Here is a 21,740-nt window from a genome sequence, read left to right as displayed (position 1 = left end):
ACACGTGGTCATCTAGTCTGTCCGCCATGCGTCGTGCCGTGTGTCCCGGTTCCTTCGACCCGGTGACCAACGGTCACCTCGACATCATCGGCCGCGCGGCCGGCCTCTTCGACGAGGTGGTCGTCGCGACAGGGGTCAACGTGTCGAAGAGCCGCATGTTCGGCCCGGAGGAGCGTCTGGCCATGCTCGAGGAGGCGGTCGAGCCGTGGGACAACGTGCGGGTCGCCGGGTTCTCCGGGCTGATCGTGGACTTCTGCCGCGAGATCGGCGCGATCGCGATCGTCAAGGGCCTGCGCGGCGCGACCGACTATGAGTACGAGCTGCCCATGGCTCAGATGAACGTCCACCTCACCGGGATCGAGACGGTCTTCCTGCCGGGCGCCACCGGCAACGCGTTCGTCTCCTCCAGCCTCATCAAGGAGGTGGCCGGCTTCGGCGGCGACATCTCCGCTTTCGTGCCGGCCTTCGTCGCCGACCGGATGAAGGAGAAGCTCGCCCGCTGACCGAGGCGTCGGCTCAGGCCCGCAGGACTGGGCGCAGGCACGCACCCGAGGAGCGTCAGACCGAGCTCGGGTGGCTGCGCGGCAGGTCGAAGTCGGGCTGGGAGGTCTGGTCGAGCAGCAGCTCGGTGCCGGACTTGCCGAAGCGCATCTTCTTGGTGTGCTCGAGGTTGTCCTCGATGAGGATCCGGTTGGTGCGGATCAGGTCGGAGATGACCCCGAGCATGAGGCTCATGAACGCCATGATGAGCAGCAGCGCGCCGAGCAGCAGCGACTGCAGGTGCCCGCCCTCGGAGTCGTCGAGCCAGAGGATGCCGTAGCGCACGAACGGGATCGCCCCCAGCACGCCGAAGATCGCGGTCAGCCAGGCGAAGATGACATACGGCTTGTACATCATGAACGAGCGCACGATCGCCGCACCGGACTTCGCGATGTGCTCCGGCATCGACTTGAACAGCCGCGACTCGCGCGTCTTCGGGTTCGTGACCACCGGGATGCTGACGATCCGCATGTTCTTGTTGCCCGCCTGGATGATCGTCTCCATGCAGTAGCTGAACCGCGTGATCGTGTTGAGCAGCATGAGGCTCTCGCGCGAGTAGGCTCGGAAGCCGCTCGCCGCGTCGGGGAGCTTGGTGCCGGCGGCGCGGTTGACCACGCCGCTGCCCGCCTTCTGCAGGGCCTTCTTCAGCGGCGAGAAGTGCTCGACCAGGTGAACCTGCCGGTCGGCGATGACGATGTCGGCCTGGCGTCGGATGATCGGCTGGACCAGGTCGGTGATGCGCTCCTGGGGATACTGGTTGTCGCCGTCGGTGTTCACGACGATGTCCGCGCCGAGCTCGAGGGCGCGGACCACCCCGTCGTGGAACGAGCGGCCGAGACCCTGGTTGCGGACGTGGTGCACGAACTCGGTGACGCCGTGGGCGCGCGCGACCTCGACGGTGCGGTCGCTGCAGCCGTCGTCGACGATGAGGATGACGATCTCGTCGATGCCCGGGATCGCCTTCGGGATGCTCTCGAGCACCGCCGGAAGGGTCTCCTCCTCGTTCAGGCACGGGATCTGGACGACTAGCTTCACGGGGACCTCATCTGGCTCGCACAGGCGGCGGGGGACCTGCCGATTCTAGGCGGGCCGGGACCTGGGACGAAGCCAACGAGCCGCGCGCCGCGCGCTCGGGCACCGCTCGGGCGCAGACGCGCGGCAGCAGGGACTGCGCTCAGGCAGGCTTGCGGGCGACGGCCGTGTAGCCCATCGCGAACAGGCCCTTGCCGTCGAGGCGGCTGTCGAGGCCGTACGCGAGGCGGGTCACCAGCCACTTGTTGATCTCCCAGCCCAGCCGGCGCACGACGGGGATCGGCCACGTCAGCGTGAGGATCGCCGTCGAGAGCTGGTGGCCGACGAAGGTCAGCAGGCCGCCGCGCTTGGTGATCTCGACGTCGGTGAAGCCGGCGTCCTCGAGGATGCGGCGGACGCCGTACTTGGTGTAGCGGAAGAAGTCGTAGGGCTCCTCGTGGAGACGGCTCATGTGAGGCACGGACATGATGAAGGTGCCGTTGGGCCGCAGGACGCGGAAGACCTCCGAGGCGGCCGCGCGCGGGTCGGGCACGTGCTCGAAGACCTCCAGGGAGACGGCCGTGTCGTAGTAGCCGCTCGGCACCTGCGGCATCGACTGGATGTCGCCGACATAGGTGACGCCGGCGGTGCGCTCCTCGATGTCGAAGGTGTGGTATTCGTCGGTCTGCGACTCGACGAAGGGGCGGTAGGGCATCTCACCGCAGCCCAGGTCGATGAAGCGGCCGTGGGCCTTGGCCCGGATGAGCGGCAGCGTCACCTGATACTGGCTGTAGACCACCGGGGAGAAGAACTGGCGATCCGCGGAGCTCCCGAGATCCTTGTCGATCTGCGCTCGCACCTGCTTGAGACCCATGTCCTGCTCTCTTCCATTCTCGAAGTGTCGCGGCAACCGCGATCGAGTCCGCGCTGGAATATACCCAGCGCCGACGACCGGCTCAGGCGTCGTCTGCGCCGGGATGGGGGCGCAGGAGGGTGCCGACGAGGGCGGCCAGCGCGTCGACGGCGGTCAGGACCACCCGGCTGACCACGGCGAACGCCAGCCCCTCGGCGGTGGTCAGGGACCCGCTGAAGGCGACGACCAGCACGCCTTCGCGGGCGCCCACGCCTGCCGGAGAGATCACGACGAGGAAGCCGACGAGCCACGCCAGCGCGAACGCTCCGAGCGCCTGCCCGAACGGGACGTCGCCGCTGGCCGCGATGTCCTTCGCGATGATCCAGGCATGCACGCCGAAGAGCAGCCACGACACCATCGACCAGGCCGCCGCCAGCAGCAGGTGCTTCGACTCGGGCGGGTCGAGCCGCACGTCCTTGCGCAGCAGCTTGGCCAGGAGCATGACGGTGCGCGACAGGATGGTCGGCTTGAGCATGAACAGGCCGAGCGGAAGCACGAGCAGGACGAACCAGTAGGTCTGCAGGGCGTCGCGGTTCACGAGCACGAGGGCACCCACACCGATGAGCCCGCTGGTGACGATGCCGACGAGCATCGCGACGAGCATGCCCGCCGCGTTGGCCGTCTTGGAGAGCCCGTGCCTGCGGGTGAGCTCCATCTGCATCAGCATCGGCCAGACGCTGCCCGGGATGTACTTGCCGATCTGGGAGACGAAGTAGACCCGCGCCGACTCGCGCAGCGGCAGCACGTGGCCCGGAGCGACGGCGATCATGCTCGCGCGCCACGTCATCCCGGCGGCGCCGAGGGCTGCGGCACCCGCGACGCCGGCGAGCACGAGGTCGCGCCAGCCGAGGTTGCGCAGGCTCTGCGCGAAGCTCTCCCGCTGCGTCCAGATCGTCACCGCCAGCAGGCCGACGGCGACCAGGGCGACGCCGTACTTGACGAGCCGGCGAGCCAGGGAGTCGCGGCGCATGGGGCGGACGGCCTCGGTCACCGTCATCGCTCCGCGCTCGCAACGCCGGAGAGGACCCACTCCCACATCGCCTGGACCCCGTCCGCGAGCTCGACGGCCGGGCGCCAACCGAGGACCTCCTGTGCCAGCGTCGTGTCCAGCCAGACCCGCTCGAGATCGAAGCTGCGGGCCGGAGAGTGCTGGACGTCAGCCGCATGCTCGCGGCTGACCGACTCGATGACCTCGAGGATCTCCGCGAGCGTCGTCGGGTGTCCCGAGCCCAGGTTGACGACCGGCGGCAGCGCCTCGACGGACGGCAGGCGCACCAGCGCATCGACGAGGTCGTCGATGAAGAGGTAGTCCCGAGCGGCGGCGACGTCGCCGTACACCGCGATCGGCTCGTGGCGTGCGAGCGCCCGCAGCCAGTGCCCGATCACGCCCTGCCCGGGAGCGGGGTGCTGGCCGGGGCCGTAGGCGTTCGCGATGCGTACGGCGACCCCGGGGGCCCGCCGCTCGAGCAGCATCTGCTCGAGGGCCAGCTTGGCCTCGCCGTACGCCGTTGTGGGGTGCGGCTCGGTCGCCTCGGAGAACGGCGGCTGCGCGGCGCCGTAGACCGTGCCGCCGGAGCTGAAGAAGACCACCCGCGCGGTGCTCCCGCGCTCGTCGAGGGCGTCGAGGAAGTCGCCGAACGACTGCCGGTCCGCGGCGACGAGCTCCGGCGACTCGGCGGCGATCTTCGGGTTGATGGAGGAGGCCGCCCAGTAGACGGTGTCCGCGGCGGCGATCCGGTCCAGCGCCGCCGATCCCTTCGCCATCTCGCGCCTGCCGGCACGCAGGACAGGCGTGCCCAGATCGTCGAGCCGCGCCGCGAGCGCACCGCCGATGAAGCCGGTGGCTCCGACGACCACGGCCTCGGGCGTCTGAGATGATGCGGGCATGTTCCTCCAGTTCTGCGACGGACGATGAACCGTAACCCACGCCTCCTCGTCCTCGCGTCGACGTACCCGGGCGTGCCGGGCGACGGCACCCCGGCCTTCGTGCGCGACCTGGCGCTGCGTGAGGCCGAGGCGTTCGAGACGCTGGTGGTGGTGCCGCGGGTGGCCGGGGCGGCGCGGACCGAGACGACAGGATCCCTCACGGTCCGGCGCTTTGCCTACTTCCCGCGCCGCTGGGAGGATCTCGCCCAAGGCGCGATCATCGAGAACCTCCGTGCCCGTCGCAGCCGGTGGCTGCAGGTGCTGCCGTTCTTCCTCGCCGAGATGAGAGCGGTCAGGCGAGCGGTCCGTGAGTTCCAGCCCGACGTCGTGCACGCGCACTGGATCATCCCGCAAGGTCTCGTGCTCAGCCTGGTCGCACCCCGGGTGCCCCGCGTCGTCACGACGCTCGGCGGTGACCTCTACGCGCTTCGCGCCGGCCTCCTGCAGAGGCTCAAGAGTCGCGTGGTGCGCGGCTCCCGGGCGGTCACGGTGATGAACGAGGAGATGGCCGACCTCGTGCGTGGGCTCGGCGGCCGCGACGTCCGGGTCTCGCCGATGGGCGCCGACCTGGCGGCCTTCCGCGCGAGCGCCGCGCGACCTCGCGGTGCCGAGGCGACGCTGCGCCTGCTCTTCGTCGGCCGGATGGTCGAGAAGAAGGGGCTCGACGTCCTGCTCGCGGCTCTGCACGCTCTCGACGTCAAAGCCTCGCTGACCGTCGTCGGCGACGGACCGCTCCGCGCCGAGATGGAGCGTCGGGCGACAGGTGTCGACGTGACCTTCGTGGGACAGCTCGGTCGCGCCGACCTCGCTCGCGCGTATGCCGAGGCCGACGTCGTCATCGTGCCCTCCGTGGCGGCCGCCTCGGGAGACAAGGACGGTCTGCCCGTGGCGATGCTGGAGGCGATGGGCTCCGGCTGCGCCATCGTGGCCTCCGACCTGCCCGGCCTGAACGAGGCCGTCGTCGACGGGGTGAGCGGTCTGCTGGTGCCCAGCCGCGACGTGGAGGCCCTGGCCTCCTGCCTGCGCGAGCTCGACTCCGACCGCGACCGGGTGCGGCGCCTGGGTGCGGCCGCCGCCGAGCGTGCCGAGTCGTTCTCGGTGGAGCGTGTGGGAGAGCGCTATGTCGAGCTGCTGCAGGGCGTGCTGACGTCCCGCGGGGCTCTCACGCGCTGACGACGCGCTTCGGCGCGACCTTGGTGGCGGGGCCCGCGGGGGCCCTCGACGAGCGGGTGCCGACCCAGATGTAGGTCGGCTGGATGGGTGCGAGGGCCTTCCAGAAGGCCAGGGGGGCGTTCGCCAGGCGGGCCGGCACCATGTCGTTGGACTGGAACGTCTCGGAGTCGGTGAGGACCGGGTAGGTGTAGTCCCAGATGTTGAGGCCGGCTGCCATCCGCTTGAGTCCCGGCCGGGTGCGGAACCGCTCGTAGTAGTGGTCGGCCTTGCCGGCCTTGGAGATGTAGCGGTCCGCGAGGCCCTGCGGGAGCCACGACAGGAACGGCAGCTTGTAGTGCGGCTCGACGACGCCGAGCTTGTTCGCGAAGCCGAAGTAGGCCACCCCGTCGTCCTTGAGCACCCGCCGGATCTCGTCCATCACCGCGTCGGCGTCCACGACGTGCTCGTAGATGTGGTTGAAGACGATCACGTCGACGGATCGGTCGGGCAGCGGCAGTCTCTCGCCGTCGGCGCACGTGAAGCCGATCGCCGAGCCGAACCGCGAGTGGGCGGCGGCCAGGCCCGGCACGTCGATGTCCACGCCGATGACCTGGGCGCCGGCGTTGCGCAGCTCGTCGCTGATGAACCCCGTCGAGCAGCCGAGGTCGAGGGCGACGAGGCCGTCCAGATCCTGGCGGCCGAGGAAGTGTCGCAGGACCGCGAGGATCTTCGCAGCCTTCTTCCGGCGGACGCCCTCTTCGAGCATCTTGTCCTGCAGCTCGGAGTACGCCAGCTGCTTCTCCCGCGTCGTGCTCATGCCTCTCCTCGTCACCCGTAGCCGTGTGGAGCGATGCCAGGCTACTGGCTGGCCTGACAGGGGTGGAGGACGGTGGCGGGTGGTTCTGGCGGACCGGCGACGGCTCGATCGTCAGCGCGCGCAGTGCACGTTGGGCCCGGGCTCGATGCGGAAGATGCTGGCGTAGCTGTTGCTGTCCTTCACCATCCGCGTGAACCGGAAGCCGCGCATGCGGGGCTCGGGCTTGACGATGTTGATGGCGTAGTAGTCCCACACGAGGTAGGCGTTCTTGTTGCGCAGCGAGCAGGGAGGAACGCCGGCGCTGAGGTCCTTGATCGGCACGTCGCCGTAGAGGCTCACGGCAGGGGACGACCACCAGCCGATGCCGTAGAGCGTCGCTCCGCTGCGGGCCAGGTGGCTCGCCTCGTGTCCGGCGTCCTCCGCGGCAGCCAACGTGGTCGGGCCCTGGCTGCCTCGCGCATCGTCGACGAACGCGCGCGCCGTCGGCTCGATCGCGAAGAGGCCCAGCACCACGGTGGCCAGGGTCGCGACGGCGGCCACCCAGGCAGCGCCTCGCGAGACCCGCCCCTCGCCCGCGCGGGCGCGCAGGCGGTCGATGACGATGCCGACGAGCAGGAGGCAGGCCACCGCGAGGGCGACCAGGCCGACGGCGAGCCGGCGCAGCCAGGCCTTCTCCGTCGGTGTCAGCGCCAGCCACCACACGACGTACCCGCCGGCGTAGACCGACATCAGGACGAGGAGGACGACGCCGCGGTCGCGCAGGCGCCCCAGCAGCGACGTACGCCGCACCACGAGGAAGACCGCGAGCGCGAGGAACGGGAGGACCAGCAGCGGGCCCAACGCCTCGGCGGGCACCCGGACGTTCTGGGCGAGGATGTGCAGGTGCTCGGCCATCTTCGCGATGCCGTGCTTGTCCGGCACGCTGGAGGACTTGTCGACGCCCGCCTGGTAGCCGATCGCGCTGAACTGGTCGTGCCACCAGGTCAGGTAGTCGCCCTTCAGCGAGGCGAGCCGGTAGAGCTCGAAGAGCACCAACGGTGGCAGGACCGCAAGCAGGGCCAGGACGAGGCGCCACCACCGCGTCTCGTGCCGTCGCAGCAGGGCGACGAGGACGGCGCCCAGCAGCAGCACCGGCAGCGCCATGGCGGCGACCACCTTGACGGTGAGAGCGAGACCGATGAGGAAGGCGGCGCCGGCCGTCAGCAGCGCCGGACGGCGACCGGTCGTGGCCGCCAGGTCGAGGAGCACGAAGCTGGCGAGTGCGAGCGCCGCGATCGCCATCTCGCCGTAGCCGCCGAGGCCCGAGCCGAGGGCGCCCGGCACGCCGATCAGGACGATCGAGGGGCCGACGGCCCGCAGCACCGTCCAGTGCCGCAGCCCCACGCTCACGGCGACGGAGAGCACCGCCAGGAAGAGGAGGTTGGCGGCCTGCAGGGCGAGGTTGCTCGTCCCGAGCACCTTGATGAAGGCGGCCGCCACGAAGATGTAGAGGCCACTCGTCTGGATCGCGGCCGGGAAGAGCTCCCGCGTGCCGTAGTCCCATCGGTAGCCGGCCCCGTCCGCCACGTTGCGCGCGACCTGCAGGTTCATCGCGCCGTCGAAGACGACGGCCGAGCGGGCGGCGTACCAGGTGATGACGACCAGCGGCACGAGGACCCCGAGGACGGCCAGCACGCGCGGCACCGGGCGGTCGCCGACCAGTCGCCGCAGGCGCGCATCGCGCTCCGGGGCGGCGGCCTCGGTGGTCAGGGTCTGGGTCATGTCGTCTCTCCGGGAGCACCCACGCGCTCGGCGTCGACCTCCAGGCTCGGGATCAGCGCTGCGAGGTCGGCGGCGAAGCGCTGCTCTCCCAGCGTACGGTCGATGTGCTCCTGCCCCTCCTTCGACAGTGCCGACCACAGCTCGTCGTCGCCGAGCAGGGCGAGGACGTGGCGCGCGAACTCGTCCGCGTCGTTCCCGACGAGCGAGTTGACGCCACTCTCCAGGCCCATGCCCTCGGCTCCGACGGGGGTCGTCACGACCGGCAGGCCGTGCGAGATCGCCTCTCCGATCTTGCCCTTCACACCCGCGCCGTAGCGCAGCGGCGCGATCGAGACGCGGGCCTGGGCGTAGACCGGCTCGAGGTCCTCGACCCAACCGAGGTACTCGACCCCGGCCGGAGCCGCCTCGACCAGCTCCGGGTCAGGGTCGCGGCCGACGACGCGCACTGGAAGGCCGGGGTGGGTGCGGTGGAGGATCGGCAACACGTCGGTGACGAACCACTTCACGGCGTCGGTGTTCGGCGTGTGCGTGAAGCTGCCGACGAAGAGGAGCCCGGCGCGCCCGGTCGGGACGGCCGCGATGTGGTGGAGCCGCGGGTGCACGTTCGAGATGACGCGTACGTCGGCCCCGGGCACGATCTCACCCAGCAGGGTCTGCTCGACGGGGGAGACGACGAGCGTCGTGTCGCACGTGCGGATCATCGTCAGCTCCAGCTCTCGCACGGTCTTCACGAACGCAGGCGGCGGCCCGTCGACGAGCAGCTCCGACTCGCGCTCGCCCCGCAGGAAGTGCAGGTCGACGGTGTCGAAGATGACCGGCGTGTCAGGCAGGGCCCAGCGGATGTCCTCGATGTGGGCCAAGGCGGTCCGGTAGCGGGACAGGATGACGGCCGCCACCTGCCCACGCAGCGGTGCCAGGAACGTGCTGAGCTTCCGGTGGTCGTGGAGCACCTCGACGCCCATCGCCTGCAGCGCCTCGCCGTATTCGGCGCTCTTGCCACGATTGTGCGGCACGAAGATGACGGCGTGGCCCTGGGCGCGCAGCTCGCGCAGCATCGCCATCATCCGCACCGACCCGGAGTCGTCGTCGGGCCGCGGCACGAAGTGGTCGACGACGACCACGATGTCCTTGCCCTGGAGGCGGCGAGCGGCCTTGGCCACGACGGACGGGTCGTTGGGGTAGTGGCGCACGAGCGCGTCGCGCCACTTCTCGACGAACTTCTCACGGTTCACGACCTGGTAGGCCTTGATGCCCTGTGACTCGTCGGTGCCGTGCGAGATGCCCTCGTCGTGTACGACGACCGACCGAGGCTCATAGACGACCCGGAGTCCCTGCGCCCGGACAGCGAAGGCCAGGTCGGTGTCGTCGTAGTACGCCGGCGCGAGCTCCTCGCTCAGCCCCCCGATCCGCCGCAGGTCGGTGGCGCGCAGCATGATCGAGGCACCCGAGCAGTAGTCGACGTCGCGGGTGTAGTTGTACTGGGGGTCGAGCGCCCCTTCGAACTTGCCGTAGTTCCGCCCGGAGCCGTCGGAGTAGATGATGCCGCCGGCCTCCTGCAGCAGCCCGCTCGGGTAGATGAGCTTGGAGCCGACGAGCCCGATCGTCGGATCCGCCATGCGGTCGACGAGCGGGTCGAGCCAGTCAGCGGCGACCCGCGTGTCGTTGTTGAGCAGGACGACGAGCTCACCGCGAGCCGCCTCGATGCCGGAGTTGCAGGCGCCGACGTACCCCGTGTTCGTCGTGTGCGTCACGACTCGGAGCCCGGGGATCGAGGCCAGCCGCACCCCGCTGTCGTCGGGCGAGGCGTCGTCGACGACCACGACCTCGAAGGTGGTGGCCGTCCTCAGTGCGGACAGAGCACGCAGGCACTCGCGGGTGTAGTCCCACTTGCCGTAGACGGGCACGACGATGGAGACCCTCGGCGTGGCGTGCTCGGCGAACGCGATGTCGGCGACCGACTCGGTGAAGCGGTGGTCGCGGTTCGCCAGATAGTGCGCGAGCGCGTTCGTCCCGCGCGGCACGTCCGCGAGCTTGCGGTAGGACGCCGGGTCGAAGAGGCGGTGGGGCCGGAAGTTCTCGAGGTCGCCGCGCCGGATGTAGTGGATCAGCGGGTGCGCGCCCCGGCGCGCGACCTCCTTGTTGCGGCGCAGGTAGTAGCGGCCGGAGAAGAGGTCGTTCGGGGCGAGATGCCACGTCTGCGGCGACCGCAGGTAGTGGACCGCAGGGTTCACCCCCGCCGGCGCGGCCTTGGCCGCCGGCGATGCGGCATCGAAGAGCGGGTGCGGGCTGAGCCCGGCAGAGGCGCCGACCGAGAGGTAGTGCTCGAGCGGCGTCATGCGCGCTGGCAGCCTGCCCGCCTGCTGGCGATACCAGATCGGGTCGAACAACGGGTGCGGTGGGAGCTGGAGCAGGTGACCGCGCTCGACGTAGTCGCGCAGGGCCGGCATCGGCCCCGGCGTCGAGCTCAGGCGACCGCCGTTCGCCAGGTACCACCGGGGGCTGAAGAGCGTGCGCATGCCTCGCAGCCGCTCCTCGAACGCCTCGCCGCTCGTCGCCACGCCGGCGCCCAGGGGTCGGCGGGGGAGACGTCGGCGGAGGCGGCGGGCGACCCGACGCGCCAGGCTGGATCCGTCCGGCGAAGGTGACACTCTCGGCAACTCATTTCTGCACGTCGACTAGATCCTTGACCTCCGAATCGTAACGGCAGCAGACGCCGGATCCGGCCTCGCCGGACCGTCGCACCGGCGCTCCACGCCCACGCGTGCCAGCGCTTTTGTCCCCGTTCACTGCCACGGTCTAGGCTTGTCAGCCCGCCCGAAGCCTCCTCGTCGGAAGTGATCGAAGTGTCCAGCCTGGACCCCCGAGCACCACTGGTGCTCGACACCCGGGAGCTCGGCCGCCGGGCCGGCTCCCAGCGCGAGCTCACCCGTACCGTCCCTGCTCCGGCCGACCTCGGCATCGAGGTGCTGGCGGTGCCCGCCGGCTCGCCGCTCGAGCTCGACCTGCGCCTCGAGGCCGTGATGGACGGCGTCCTGGTCACCGGAGAGGCGCACGCGGCCCTCGAGGGCGAGTGCGTGCGCTGCCTGGAGCCGCTGACCGACGAGGTCGACGTCTCGTTCCAGGAGCTCTACCTCTACGACGACACCCGAGACGCGGCCTCGCTCGAGGAGGGCGAGGACGTGAGCGTGCTCGACGCAGACCTGCTCGACCTCGAGCCGGTGCTGCGCGACGCCGTCGTCCTGGCGCTGCCCTTCCAGCCGCTGTGCTCGGAGGACTGCCCTGGTCTGTGCCCGGAGTGCGGCGCCCGGCTCGCCGACGACCCCGACCACACCCACGAGGCGCCGATCGACCCCCGTTGGGCGGGCCTGGCCGGCCTGTCCGACGGCCCCGAGTGATCGTGGGCGATCCCTCGGTGACCCGCTGAGTGCCCGTCGGGCGACTCAGGAATAACGCTGCGGCCTCCGGGTCGCCTAGGATTGCCCGGTTGCCTGACCCGCGGCGCTGTCGCGGTGGTCGGGCAGACGACTTTCGTACGCAGTTAGAGGAGAGAAAAGTGGCTGTCCCGAAGCGGAAGATGTCGCGCAGCAACACGCGTCACCGTCGCTCGGCCTGGAAGGCCGTCGCGCCGACCCTGGTCACGTGCGCCAACCCGGCGTGCGGCGCCAAGCACCTGCCCCACCGCGCCTGCGGCGAGTGCGGTCAGTACGGCGCCCGTGCCGACCGTCGCCAGGTCCTCTGACCTCTGATTCGTAAGGGCGTCCCCTGACCGCCGATACGGACTATCCCGAGCTGCGCGAGGCGCTCGGGGATCCCACGCTGGACCCCGAGCTCCTCGAACGTGCACTCACCCACCGCTCGTATGCCTACGAGAACGGCGGACTGCCGACCAACGAGCGCCTCGAGTTCCTCGGTGACTCGGTGCTCGGCGTCGTGGTGACCGAGACGCTGTATCTCAAGCACCCCGACCTCTCCGAGGGCCGGCTCGCCAAGCTCCGTGCCGCCGTCGTCAACGCCCGCGCGCTGGCCGAGGTCGGCCGCGCGATCGGTCTCGGCGACCACGTCAAGCTGGGCCGCGGCGAGGAGGCCACGGGCGGCCGCCAGAAGGCGTCGATCGTCTCCGACACCGTCGAGGCGGTCATCGGCGCGGTCCATCTCTCCGGTGGCATCGAGTCCTCCTCGGCCCTCGTGCACCGGCTCTTCGACCCGCTCATCGACGCGGCCTCGGCGCTCGGCGCCGGGCTGGACTGGAAGACCTCCCTGCAGGAGCTCGCCGCGGAGCGCGGTCTCGGCGTCCCGGAGTACGTCATCGCCGACGAGGGTCCCGACCACATGAAGACCTTCACCGCCCAGGTGCGGGTCGGCGACCAGCTCTACGGCAACGGCGTCGGCCGGTCGAAGAAGGAGGCCGAGCAGGCCGCCGCGGAGACGGCGTACGGCGAGCTCGATGCGGCCGTCGACGCCGCCCTCGACGCCGCGCCGCCCGCCGGCTAGGGATTCCGACGTGCCGGAGCTTCCCGAGGTCGAGGTCGTCCGAGCCGGCCTCGAGCGCCACGTCGTCAGCGCCACGATCGCCGACGTGGAGGTGCTGCACCCACGCCCCGTTCGCCGCCACCCGACCGGGCCGACCGGCTTCGTCGCCGAGGTGCGCGGCCGGACGATCACCGCTGCCCGGCGGCGCGGCAAGTACCTCTGGCTCCCACTCGACGACGGCAACGCGATCCTCGGTCACCTCGGGATGAGCGGCCAGCTCCTCGTGCAGCCGCCCGACGCCCCGGCCGAGCGCCACCTGCGGGTCCGCTTCGCTCTCGAGGTGCCCGCTGGTCTCGATACGCCTCCGCCCAGCGGCTCCGGCTCCTCGACCGGCGAAGGGCCCGCTGGTCGAGTAGCGAGCGCCAGCGAGCGTATCGAGACCCGCGAGCTGCGGTTCGTCGACCAGCGCATGTTCGGTGGCCTCGCGGTCAGCGCTGCAGGCGCAGAGCTGCCCCCGGAGATCGCGCACATCGCGCGGGACCCGATCGACCCGGAGTTCGACGCCGAGGCATTCGTGCGCCGCGTCAGACGCTCCTCGAGCGGCATCAAGCGGCTGCTCCTCGACCAGACCGTCATCTCCGGCGTCGGCAACATCTACGCCGACGAGGCACTGTGGCGCACACGGCTGCACGGTGAGCGTCCCGGCAACCGGCTGACCGGCCCCGTCCTGCGCGAGCTGCTGGGGCATGTCCGTGACGTGATGGCCGATGCGCTGGCCCAAGGTGGCACGTCCTTCGACGCTCTGTATGTGAACGTGAACGGGGAGTCCGGCTACTTCGACCGGTCGCTCAACGCCTACGGCCGCGAGGACCTGCCGTGCCGTCGCTGCGGCGCTCTCATGCGGCGGATCGCGTTCATGAACCGGTCGTCGTACTTCTGTCCCGTATGTCAACCCGCCCCACGGCTCAGGAGGCCTGCGGTGAGGGTTTGACCCGGATGAGCATCGGTGGGACGCTGGTAGACGGCCCGAGACCCTGCGGGCCGACCCGTGATCCAATCCGTGATCCAACGAAGGAACGTTCCTCATGGCCAAGGCGCTGATCGGCTACATGCACAGCGACCTGCGGACGCCGCACCACCTGACTGCCGAGAATGCTCGGCTGCGTGCGCGCGTGCAGGAGCTCGAGCAGCTCGTCCTCTCGCTGAAGAGCGAGAACGACACGTTGGTGGCGGCGCACACCGAGCTGCTGGAGTCTTCGATCCACGATATGCAGCCCGCCTGACGTAGGCGCGGCGTCTGGCCGTGCCCATTCAGTCGTAGCGCTCACTCCACGGTGGCGGAAGCTCTCGCCACCGCGAGGAGGGCTGCGCCCACCATCGTGAGTCCGACGATCACGAGGGCGAGAACGGCGGCCAGCACCGCCTGCGGCGCCGGCAGCCCGAGCTCGCCTATCCGCGTGCTCAGCGCGTCCCACCATCCGGAGCCGATCAGCCCGGACCAGACGTGGTTCGGCTTGTCGTGCACGATCGTGACCTGCACCGTCATGGACACCGACGCGACGGCACCGAGGGTCATGAGGGCGAAGAGCAGGCAGGCTCCAAGGCGTCGTCCGACCCGAACCAGCAGGAGGCTGACGCCGACCGACCAGCCGAGCAGTCCGGGAAGCATGTAGCGGATGTTGGGCCACCCGTGCCCGTTCGCGTGCTGCCCGACCTCGGCGAAGGCGGCCACGGTGGTCAGCAGGAGGGCGCCCAACATCCACCACCCGGCCCGATCGAGCAGTCGATCGGCGCGCTGGCCTCGGCGCGAGACCGCGGCGGCGATGGTGGCGAGCACGAAGGCTACGACTCCGCTGGCCACCACGAGCCCGCCGATGACCACACTCAACATGGCCGGATGGGCCAGGCCCGGAGCGTTGCCCTTGGCGCCGCCGAGCTGGAGCGCCTGCGCCCAGTACGCCCCGGGGCTGAGGAGGAAGTGCAGCAGGCCGTGCCCGGCGCCGGGCGTCAGCGCCCGCCGCGCGCCGCCGCCCTCCAGGCCGCCCGAGATGCTGCCGTAGCGCTGCTGGTTGAGGGCGTAGAACCAACCCGAACCGGCCACCATCGCGGCCGTGACCAGGGCGGCGCGCAGGAGTGCCACGAGGATGGTCCGCGCGGCGGGCCGGCCCAGCTCCTGCCGCGGCCAGAGGGTGAGCGCCACGACGGCTCCGACCGTCAGCAGCCCGATGGGGAGGAAGGAGACCCGCGTCAGCATGCCGAGCGTGGTCAGCACGGCGAGGACCACCGTGCTCGCCCACGACAGCCCTCGGCGCACGGCGGCCGCCAGGACGGCCAACGTGGCGGTCATGAGCACGACCATGAGCGGGTCGTTGTTGATCGTGCCGGAGGACTGCACCATCGGGGCCAGGGTCGCCGTCAGGCCCGCGGCCCCGATCACGGCCATCGCGCGCGCCTGCGGGCGGGCGGCCGCCGTCACGTCGGCCGCGATCCGTGCGACCAGCCCGATGGTGACGACCGACAGCACGGCGCCGAGCAGCCGGGTGAGGAGCAGGAACGGCCTCGGGTGCCCGGTGTGCAGCCCGAGCCACTCGATCGGACCGGTCAGGGCGTAGTAGAGCGGCGGGTGATTGCCGACGAAAATGCGCAGCCGGTGCTGACCGACCGCTGCGAAGGGGCGGTCCATGCGCTCGCCCATCACAGGCAGGTGCCCGTGGAGAACGTCGAGGCCATAGGCCACGTGGCCGTTCTCGTCGGTCGGGAGGAAGACCGGGACGGTGATCATCCAGAGCAGCACGAGCGCGGCGAACGCCAGCGCGGCGCCTGCCAGGCCGAGGCGGACGGCCTTCCGGAGTCCGGGTGCCCCCGGGGGCCGGTCGTGCGGCTTGGCCAGGGTCGCGCTCGTGCTCACCGGCGCAAGACAACCACATGCCCCGGCACGACTCGCGGGCACGCCCGGGTGAGGTTCCCCTGGATCGTCTGCGCCCGACGGTAGGCTGGCAGGAGCTGAGCTTCCCCTGCATAGCAGCTTCGGCACTCTGGCTCGACGTCGCACTGACGGCTCGACCGGGGGTGCTGCGCGACATCCGCCGTACCGATTGGGAGCCTGCGTGTACCTGAAGAGCCTGACCCTCAAGGGGTTCAAGTCCTTCGCGTCCTCGACGACGCTCCAGCTGGAGCCCGGGATCACCTGCATCGTCGGGCCGAACGGCTCCGGGAAGTCGAACGTCGTCGACGCCCTCGCCTGGGTGATGGGCGAGGCGAGCGCCAAGAGCCTGCGCGGCGGCAAGATGGACGACGTCATCTTCGCGGGCACCTCGGGCCGTCCGCCGTTGGGCCGCGCGGAGGTGCTGCTCACGATCGACAACTCCGACGGTGCGCTGCCGATCGAGTATGCCGAGGTGACGATCAGTCGCACGATGTTCCGGTCGGGCGGCTCGGAGTATGCGATCAACGGCCAGTCGTGCCGGCTGCTCGACGTCCAGGAGCTGCTCAGCGACTCGGGCATCGGCCGCGAGATGCACGTGATCGTCGGCCAGGGCCAGCTGGACACGATCCTGCATGCGACTCCGGAGGAGCGTCGGGGGTTCATCGAGGAGGCGGCGGGCGTCCTCAAGCACCGCAAGCGCAAGGAGAAGGCGCTGCGCAAGCTGGACTCGACTGAGGGGAACCTCACCCGGCTGAGCGATCTCCTCTCCGAGATCCGTCGCCAGCTCAAGCCCCTCGGTCGCCAGGCGGAGGTCGCCCGCAAGGCGCAGACCGTCCAGGCGGACCTCCGCGACGCGAAGGCCCGGTTGCTCGCCGACGACCTCGTCACCGCGCGCGCCGCCCTGGAGCAGGAGCTCGCCGACGAGTCGGTGCTCCTCGCCCGGCGCACCGAGGTCGAGCAGGCAGTGGCGGGCGCCCGCGACCACGAGGCCGCGCTCGAGGCCGCGTTGCGCGAGGACCTGCCCGCGCTGGCCGAGGCCCAGGAGACGTGGTTCGCGCTCACGGGGCTGCGGGAGCGGCTTCGCGGCACTCAGTCGCTCGCCGCGGAGCGTGTCCGCAACGCCGCGTCGGTGCCCGAGGTGGCGCCGGGCCGCGACCCCGAGCAGCTGGAGGCTGAGGCCGAGCGGGTCCGCGAGCAGGAGCGCGCGACCGACGCCGAGGTCGACACCCGCCGCACGGAGCTGGGGGCCGCGGTGAACTCCCGCAAGGCGGCCGAGGACGCGGCCGCCGAGGAGGACCGGCGGATCGCCGCGCTCCAGCGCGCGGCGGCCGACCGTCGCGAGGGATTGGCCCGCCTGCACGGTCAGGTGAACGCCCTGAGGTCGCGCGCCGCTGCCGCTGACGAGGAGGTCGGCCGGCTCACGCTTGCCCGCGAGGAGGCGACCGCGCGCGCCGACCGTGCCCAGCGCGACTTCACGGCGCTCGAGACGAAGGTCGCCGGGCTCGACGCGGGTGAGGAGGGTCTCGACGCCGAGCACGAGGCCGCCTCCGCGACGCTCGAGGACGTCGAGGAGCGCCTCGCGAAGCTGGCCGAGGAGGCCGCGCAGGCGGATCGGGACCGAACGGCGCTCGGCGCGCGCAAGGACGCGCTCGAGATCGGCCTCGCACGCAAGGACGGCGCCGGCGCCCTCCTCGCGGCCACCGACCGCATCTCGGGGCTGATCGGGTCGGTCGCCGCGGTGCTCAGCGTGCGGCCGGGCTATGAGACCGCGGTCGCGGCGGCCCTCGGCAGCGCGGCCGACGCGGTCGCCGTCGAGACTGCCGACGTGGCGGTCGAGGCGATCGGCGTGCTGAAGGCCGAGGACCTCGGCCGTGCCGGACTGCTGGTCGGCGGCGAGCCCGCCGAGCCCCGGGACTGGCCCGAGCTGGATCCGGCGGCGACCTACGCCGTCGACACCGTCGAGTGCCCGGAGCAGGTGCGCGCGGCGCTCACGCGGCTGCTGCACAAGGTGGCGGTCGTCGGTGACCTCGATGCGGCGCGCTCGCTTGTCGCGGCGCAGCCCCAGGTCACGGCCGTCACGCGCGACGGAGACGTCCTCGGCACACATTTCGCCTCCGGAGGCTCACAGGCCCAGCAGAGCCTCATCGAGATCCAGGCTGCGGTCGACGAGGCCACGACCAAGCTCGCCGAGGCGGTCGCCGCCTCGGAGAGGCTCACGTTCGAGGCCTCGCGGCTGGAGGCCGAGCGTCTCGACGCCCAGAAGCGGGTCGACGTCGCCTTGGCCAAGCTGCACGAGTCCGATGCCACGTTGGCGGCCGTCGCCGAGGAGCTCGGGCAGTACGGCGCCCAGGCTCGGGCCGCACGCGGCGAGGCGGACCGGCTCGGCCAGGCGATCGAGCAGGCCCTGGCAGCCCGTGAGCAGGCGATCGCCGGCCTCGCCGAGCTTGAGGCGCGCCTCGTGAACGCTGAGGAGAGCGACGAGGAGGAGCCGACCACCGACACCCGGGACGAGCTGGCCGAGGCGGCGCGCGAGGCTCGCCAGGCGGAGACGGAGGCTCGACTGGCACTGCGGACCGCGGAGGAGCGGGCACGGGCGATCCACGGACGCGCGGACAGCCTGCTGCGTGCGGCCGCGTCCGAACGCGAGGCACGGGCCAAGGCGACGGAGCGACGCGCACGGCTGCAGCGGGAGGGCCGGGTGGCCGAGGCCGTCGGCGTCGCGGTCGGGCGGGTCCTGCTTCGGCTCGAGGCGTCGATCGCGCTCGCGGCCGATGCCCGCACAGCGGTCGAGAAGGCCCGCGGCGGGCGGGAGCAGGAGCTGGTCGGCGTCCGGGCGACGTTGCGTCAGCTGGGGGCCGAGCTCGAGGAGCTGGTCAGCTCGGTGCACCGCGACGAGGTGGCGCGCACCCAGCAGCGGATGCGGATCGAGCAGCTGGAGGAGAAGGCGCTCGCGGAGCTCGGCCTCGACCCCGACTCGCTGGTGAGCGACTACGGTCCCGACCAGCCGGTCCCGGTGGTGCCGGTGGTGCCGTCCGGTGAGGACGGCTCCACGCCGGAGTCGCTGCCCTACGTGCGGGAGGAGCAGCAGAAGCGGCTGCGAGCGGCCGAGCGGGCACTGTCGATGCTCGGCAAGGTCAACCCGTTGGCGCTCGAGGAGTTCTCCGCGATGGAGGAGCGGCACCAGTTCCTCACCGAGCAGCTCGAGGACCTGCGCAACACGCGGCGCGACCTGCTCGACATCGTCAAGGAGGTCGACGCGCGCGTGGAGCAGGTCTTTACGGAGGCCTACGCCGACGTCGAGAGGGCGTTCGACCACGTCTTCGCGCGGCTCTTCCCCGGTGGCGAGGGGCGGCTCGTCCTGACCGACCCGTCCGACATGCTCAGCACGGGGGTCGAGGTGGAGGCGCGTCCCCCGGGCAAGAAGGTGAAGCGGCTCTCGCTGCTCTCTGGGGGCGAGCGGTCGCTGGTCGCGGTGGCCTTCCTGGTGTCACTCTTCAAGGCGCGGCCGAGTCCGTTCTACATCCTGGACGAGGTCGAGGCGGCGCTCGACGACACCAACCTCGGACGGCTCCTGGAGATCTACGAGGAGCTCCGGGAGAGCTCGCAGCTGCTCGTCATCACCCACCAGAAGCGGACCATGGAGGTCGGCGACGCGCTGTACGGCGTGACGATGCGCGGCGACGGCGTCTCGACGGTGATCTCTCAGCGGCTTCGGGAGGCAGAGCCGGCCTGAGCCCCGGCGTCCCACGCCGCCGCCAATGGCAGGACGAACGTCCTGCCTGTGGCATGGTGGCTTCGGACACGCACCTACTCGGAGGGACTTTCCCGTGCTCCTGATCGTCATCTCGATGCTCGTGATCCTCGTGCTGGCCGCGCTCGTCCTCGTCTACGCCGCCTTCCCGCATCGGGGCGAGACGGTCCCCGGCGCGCCCTGGTTGGGCGATGCCCTCGAGAAGGCGGCGGACGCCGCCCCGCTCATCGAGCCCTCCGACGAGCAGGCCTGGAGCCCCCGACTCTGACGGGACCCACCGCGAACGGGGCGGCGCATCGGCTCCGTTAGCCTGTGCGGATGCTGTCGACCCTTCGCGACCTCGCCGGACGAGTTCCCCCCGTCGCCCGCCTTCGTGACGACCGGGACCGATGGCGCGATCTCGCCGACAGTCGAGAGCGCAAGATCGCGGAGCTGAAGGAGCGTCTGGGTCGCGTTCGTGCGGACCGAGACCATCTGAAGACCTACATCGCCGAGGTCGCCGAGGTGCCGCACCAGTTCGGCGCCGGCGCCGAGGCCTACACCGGGTGGCGCGGCAGCAAGCTCCTCGGCGGCGAGGACCTCGACACGCCGGAGCGTGCCTTCCCTGGCATGGACTCCTCGGCGGTGATGACCGAGCACATCAACCGCTACGCGTTCGCCACCGGGTTCGTCGCGGGCAAGGACGTGCTCGATCTGGGGTGTGGCACCGGCTACGGCTCGGAGATGCTGTCGTGGACCGCACGGCGCGTGCGCGGGTTCGACCTGTGGAAGCCGACGCCCGACGAGCAGCCGCACTGGCCGGGTCCGCACTCGCTGACGTGGGGCCACGATCTCACGGTGGACGCCCTTCCCTCGGCCGACTGGGCGGTCTGGTTCGAGAACATCGAGCACCTCGAGAAGGCGCAGCGAGCGCTTCGGATCGGCTGGCGAGCCGTCGACAACATGGTCGCCTCGTTCCCCAACCCCGTCTACCACGGCTCCCAGCACAACCACCACCACGTGACGGACTGGTCGCTCGACGAGTTCGAGATGCATGTGCGGTGGGCCTCGACCGTGCGCTTCAACGACATCGACGTCGCACACTTCCACCAGTTCGGTGCCGACGGGCTGATCCAGCAAGGCGCCAACGCGGAGGCGGACTACTGGATCGTCGTCGCCCACGGCCTCGACCCGAAGGACGGCGTCGTGCCGGAGCCTGCGACCGACGCCGCACAGGCCGAGCCGGCCGCCGCGGACGGGACGGTTGCGAGCGCCATCGAGGCCCCCGAGGAGACCCCTTCTGCGTGAGCCGACGGATGCTGGTCGGCCTCCGCGCCTCTGATTGGATGGGCTCATGACGACGCTTGCCCTCCTCATCGCGATCGCCGTGATCGTCCTGGCGGCCGTGACCGTCGGTCTGGTCGCCACCAGCCGCAGGGGGAGGAAGCCGACGACGCTCGAGCCGCCGGCCCCCACGAGGCCGGCTGGGCCCGACGTCGTGACGCAGACCCCGGCGGCGCCGGCCCCCCCGGAGCCGGTCACGCCCGAGGTGCTCACCCCCACCCTCGAGCGGCCGGAGGGCACGGCCTCGCGGCTGGTGCGTCTGCGTCAGCGGCTCGCCTCCTCGCAGGGTGCGCTCGGCCGCGGGCTGCTCGCGCTGCTCAGCCGCGACCGCCTCGACGAGGACGCCTGGGAGTCGATCGAGGACGTCCTCATCACCGCCGACGTCGGTGTCGCGCCGACCCAGGAGCTCGTCGAGCGGCTGCGCACGAGGCTGCGGGTGGAAGGCGGAGCGTCGGCCGACCCCCGCGCGGTCCTGCGCGAGGAGCTCGTGGCGCTGGTCGACCCGGCCATGGACCGCCGGCTGCGCGTCAGCGGCGAGGACGGCGTCCCCGGGGTGGTGCTGATCGTCGGTGTCAACGGCGCCGGCAAGACGACGACCGTCGGCAAGATCGCCCGGATCCTCGTCGCCGAGGACCGCTCGGTGGTGCTGGGTGCCGCGGACACCTTCCGTGCCGCCGCCGTGGAGCAGCTGGCGACCTGGGGTGAGCGGGTCGGCGTCGAGGTCGTCCGCGGGCCGGAGGGAAGCGACCCGGCAAGCGTCGCGTTCGAGGCTGTCAAGGACGGGGTCGAGCGAGGCGTGGACACGGTCCTCGTCGACACCGCGGGGCGGCTGCAGAACAAGCAGGGCCTCATGGACGAGCTCGGCAAGGTCAAGCGCGTCATCGAGAAGCAGGCGCCGGTCACCGAGGTGCTCCTCGTCCTCGACGCCACCACCGGGCAGAACGGGCTCATCCAGGCGCGGGTCTTCAGCGAGGTCGTCGACGTGACGGGCATCGTGCTCACCAAGCTCGACGGCTCGGCCAAGGGCGGCATCGTGGTGCAGGTGCAGCGCGAGCTCGGCGTGCCGGTCAAGCTCGTCGGCCTCGGCGAGGGGCCCGACGACCTGGCGCCGTTCAGCGCCGAGGCGTTCGTCGACGCCCTGCTCGGCTGA

The 21,740-nt window shown here is 71.2% G+C and carries 19 protein-coding genes; 11 read left to right on the top strand and 8 right to left on the bottom strand.

Going from position 1 to position 21,740, the window contains the following annotated elements:
- Positions 1–26: 26 nt before the first annotated feature.
- Positions 27–503 carry a pantetheine-phosphate adenylyltransferase gene (gene coaD, locus ACYQ1K_RS09890; RefSeq protein WP_459982696.1) on the top strand — a complete coding sequence of 159 codons (477 nt, stop codon included), beginning with the start codon at positions 27–29 and terminating at the stop codon, positions 501–503.
- A 55-nt stretch (positions 504–558) separates the two neighbouring features.
- Here coaD and ACYQ1K_RS09885 read toward each other — a convergent pair whose 3' ends face one another.
- The 4 genes from ACYQ1K_RS09885 to ACYQ1K_RS09870 all read right to left on the bottom strand — a co-directional run bounded on the left by ACYQ1K_RS09885 (position 559) and on the right by ACYQ1K_RS09870 (position 4,351).
- Positions 559–1,575 carry a glycosyltransferase family 2 protein gene (locus tag ACYQ1K_RS09885; protein ID WP_459982694.1) on the bottom strand — a complete coding sequence of 339 codons (1,017 nt, stop codon included), beginning with the start codon at positions 1,573–1,575 and terminating at the stop codon, positions 559–561.
- A gap of 139 nt (positions 1,576–1,714) precedes the next feature.
- Positions 1,715–2,425 (bottom strand): class I SAM-dependent methyltransferase, encoded by a 711-nt coding sequence (locus tag ACYQ1K_RS09880; RefSeq protein ID WP_459982692.1) that lies wholly within the window; start codon positions 2,423–2,425, stop codon positions 1,715–1,717.
- 82 nt (positions 2,426–2,507) lie between these two features.
- On the bottom strand, positions 2,508–3,461 hold the full coding sequence (locus ACYQ1K_RS09875) for a lysylphosphatidylglycerol synthase transmembrane domain-containing protein (protein ID WP_459982691.1): 954 nt from the start codon (positions 3,459–3,461) through the stop codon (positions 2,508–2,510).
- Entirely contained in the window at positions 3,458–4,351 is an 894-nt protein-coding gene (locus tag ACYQ1K_RS09870; protein ID WP_459982689.1) for an NAD-dependent epimerase/dehydratase family protein, read from the bottom strand. The genes ACYQ1K_RS09875 and ACYQ1K_RS09870 overlap by 4 nt, the downstream gene beginning before the upstream one ends.
- 24 nt (positions 4,352–4,375) lie before the next feature.
- On the opposite strand from ACYQ1K_RS09870, the gene ACYQ1K_RS09865 reads away from it, so the two are divergent.
- Positions 4,376–5,563: a glycosyltransferase family 4 protein gene (locus ACYQ1K_RS09865; protein ID WP_459982688.1), complete on the top strand. Its 1,188-nt coding sequence runs from the start codon at positions 4,376–4,378 to the stop codon at positions 5,561–5,563.
- On the opposite strand, the gene ACYQ1K_RS09860 is transcribed toward ACYQ1K_RS09865, so the two are convergent.
- From ACYQ1K_RS09860 to ACYQ1K_RS09850, 3 genes are all read right to left on the bottom strand, one after another.
- Positions 5,553–6,359, bottom strand: a complete 807-nt coding sequence (locus tag ACYQ1K_RS09860; RefSeq protein WP_459982687.1) for a class I SAM-dependent methyltransferase — start codon at positions 6,357–6,359, stop codon at positions 5,553–5,555. The genes ACYQ1K_RS09865 and ACYQ1K_RS09860 overlap by 11 nt on opposite strands.
- Positions 6,360–6,470: 111 nt before the next feature.
- Positions 6,471–8,120: a hypothetical protein gene (locus ACYQ1K_RS09855; RefSeq protein ID WP_459982686.1), complete on the bottom strand. Its 1,650-nt coding sequence runs from the start codon at positions 8,118–8,120 to the stop codon at positions 6,471–6,473.
- Positions 8,117–10,678, bottom strand: coding sequence for a glycosyltransferase (locus ACYQ1K_RS09850; protein WP_459982685.1), 2,562 nt, complete (start codon positions 10,676–10,678; stop codon positions 8,117–8,119). Before ACYQ1K_RS09850 ends, ACYQ1K_RS09855 begins: the two co-directional genes overlap by 4 nt.
- Before the next feature lie 285 nt (positions 10,679–10,963).
- Here ACYQ1K_RS09850 and ACYQ1K_RS09845 point away from each other — a divergent pair, with 285 nt between their 5' ends.
- The 5 genes from ACYQ1K_RS09845 (at position 10,964) to ACYQ1K_RS09825 (ending at position 13,873) form a co-directional block, all read left to right on the top strand.
- A complete protein-coding gene (locus ACYQ1K_RS09845; protein ID WP_459982683.1) occupies positions 10,964–11,515 on the top strand; it encodes a YceD family protein in 552 nt (183 codons plus the stop codon).
- Positions 11,516–11,673: 158 nt separating this feature from the next.
- Positions 11,674–11,859, top strand: a complete 186-nt coding sequence (gene rpmF, locus ACYQ1K_RS09840) for a 50S ribosomal protein L32 (protein WP_081790257.1) — start codon at positions 11,674–11,676, stop codon at positions 11,857–11,859.
- Between the two features lie 23 nt (positions 11,860–11,882).
- The gene (gene rnc / locus ACYQ1K_RS09835; protein ID WP_459982771.1) at positions 11,883–12,611 is read left to right on the top strand and encodes a ribonuclease III; all 729 of its coding nucleotides are present in this window, start codon (positions 11,883–11,885) and stop codon (positions 12,609–12,611) included.
- A gap of 10 nt (positions 12,612–12,621) precedes the next feature.
- Positions 12,622–13,581, top strand: coding sequence for an Fpg/Nei family DNA glycosylase (locus tag ACYQ1K_RS09830; RefSeq protein WP_459982681.1), 960 nt, complete (start codon positions 12,622–12,624; stop codon positions 13,579–13,581).
- Positions 13,582–13,675: 94 nt separating this feature from the next.
- Positions 13,676–13,873: a hypothetical protein gene (locus tag ACYQ1K_RS09825; RefSeq protein ID WP_459982680.1), complete on the top strand. Its 198-nt coding sequence runs from the start codon at positions 13,676–13,678 to the stop codon at positions 13,871–13,873.
- 41 nt (positions 13,874–13,914) lie between these two features.
- On the opposite strand, the gene ACYQ1K_RS09820 is transcribed toward ACYQ1K_RS09825, so the two are convergent.
- Positions 13,915–15,498 carry a hypothetical protein gene (locus ACYQ1K_RS09820; protein ID WP_459982678.1) on the bottom strand — a complete coding sequence of 528 codons (1,584 nt, stop codon included), beginning with the start codon at positions 15,496–15,498 and terminating at the stop codon, positions 13,915–13,917.
- 199 nt (positions 15,499–15,697) lie between these two features.
- Here ACYQ1K_RS09820 and smc point away from each other — a divergent pair, with 199 nt between their 5' ends.
- The 4 genes from smc to ftsY all read left to right on the top strand — a co-directional run bounded on the left by smc (position 15,698) and on the right by ftsY (position 21,740).
- Complete coding sequence (gene smc, locus ACYQ1K_RS09815; protein WP_459982677.1) at positions 15,698–19,249, top strand: chromosome segregation protein SMC; 3,552 nt, start codon at positions 15,698–15,700, stop codon at positions 19,247–19,249.
- 94 nt (positions 19,250–19,343) lie between these two features.
- Complete coding sequence (locus ACYQ1K_RS09810) at positions 19,344–19,535, top strand: hypothetical protein (RefSeq protein ID WP_459982676.1); 192 nt, start codon at positions 19,344–19,346, stop codon at positions 19,533–19,535.
- A gap of 50 nt (positions 19,536–19,585) precedes the next feature.
- On the top strand, positions 19,586–20,554 hold the full coding sequence (locus ACYQ1K_RS09805; RefSeq protein WP_459982675.1) for a hypothetical protein: 969 nt from the start codon (positions 19,586–19,588) through the stop codon (positions 20,552–20,554).
- A gap of 46 nt (positions 20,555–20,600) precedes the next feature.
- The gene (gene ftsY, locus ACYQ1K_RS09800; protein ID WP_459982674.1) at positions 20,601–21,740 is read left to right on the top strand and encodes a signal recognition particle-docking protein FtsY; all 1,140 of its coding nucleotides are present in this window, start codon (positions 20,601–20,603) and stop codon (positions 21,738–21,740) included.

It is taken from the genome of Nocardioides sp. AN3, assembly GCF_054653495.1.
The sequence above is the reverse complement of the archived record's forward strand: the minus strand, read 5'-3'. Positions and strand labels throughout refer to the sequence as shown.

Bases quoted from the DNA above. Each gene is read 5' to 3' on its own strand.
- coaD (WP_459982696.1), top strand. From the start codon at position 27: ATGCGTCGTGCCGTGTGTCCCGGTTCCTTCGACCCGGTGACCAACGGT.
- ACYQ1K_RS09880 (WP_459982692.1), bottom strand. From the start codon at position 2,425: ATGGGTCTCAAGCAGGTGCGAGCGCAGATCGACAAGGATCTCGGGAGC.
- ACYQ1K_RS09875 (WP_459982691.1), bottom strand. From the start codon at position 3,461: ATGACGGTGACCGAGGCCGTCCGCCCCATGCGCCGCGACTCCCTGGCT.
- ACYQ1K_RS09870 (WP_459982689.1), bottom strand. From the start codon at position 4,351: ATGCCCGCATCATCTCAGACGCCCGAGGCCGTGGTCGTCGGAGCCACC.
- ACYQ1K_RS09865 (WP_459982688.1), top strand. From the start codon at position 4,376: ATGAACCGTAACCCACGCCTCCTCGTCCTCGCGTCGACGTACCCGGGC.
- ACYQ1K_RS09860 (WP_459982687.1), bottom strand. From the start codon at position 6,359: ATGAGCACGACGCGGGAGAAGCAGCTGGCGTACTCCGAGCTGCAGGAC.
- ACYQ1K_RS09855 (WP_459982686.1), bottom strand. From the start codon at position 8,120: ATGACCCAGACCCTGACCACCGAGGCCGCCGCCCCGGAGCGCGATGCG.
- ACYQ1K_RS09825 (WP_459982680.1), top strand. From the start codon at position 13,676: ATGGCCAAGGCGCTGATCGGCTACATGCACAGCGACCTGCGGACGCCG.
- ACYQ1K_RS09805 (WP_459982675.1), top strand. From the start codon at position 19,586: ATGCTGTCGACCCTTCGCGACCTCGCCGGACGAGTTCCCCCCGTCGCC.
- ftsY (WP_459982674.1), top strand. From the start codon at position 20,601: ATGACGACGCTTGCCCTCCTCATCGCGATCGCCGTGATCGTCCTGGCG.